General features: G+C 64.5%; 1 pseudogene. It reads left to right on the forward strand.

Annotation, left to right across the window (positions count from 1 at the left end):
• Positions 1–298: pseudogene (locus tag MWC30_RS21885) on the forward strand (polysaccharide deacetylase); the annotation flags it as partial.
• Positions 299–468 lie beyond the last annotated feature (170 nt).

The raw sequence follows: 468 nt of genomic DNA on the forward strand, positions 1-468 counted from the left end.
GGAATACGGCGTCGAGTGCGACTTCTTCCGGTCTGGAACAGCTCACCTGGATGCGACATCGGCGCAGATCTGCCGGGACCTGGGGCTGACTCCTGTGAACTTCACCGTCAATCTCGACGACGGAGGGACGTTGCCCCCCGAAGCTGTGGCAGCACGCGTTGGTGAGATCTCGTGCAGGGACATCGCGCTGGGACACTTCAATCAACCTGGCTCCGGCACTCACGCGGGCCTGCAGGAGGCGTGGCCGCAGCTTCTCGAACAGGGCCTTCGGTTCGTGACCCTCCAGCAGGCCTGCTGAAGGTCCGGGTACGGCACGAGGCGAACGCCTCGTCCCACAGCTGCAGACCTGGCCGACGGGTATAGGCCGTATTCAACTGGTCGTCGCAACAGTGTGTTGTTGGACGGAGCGTAGTTGATCGGCGAACGCCTCGGCGGGAGTGCGCCACCCCAAGATCCCGCGTGGCCGGG

This window comes from Desulforhabdus sp. TSK (assembly GCF_022836495.1).
Classification (GTDB): domain Bacteria; phylum Desulfobacterota; class Syntrophobacteria; order Syntrophobacterales; family Syntrophobacteraceae; genus Desulforhabdus.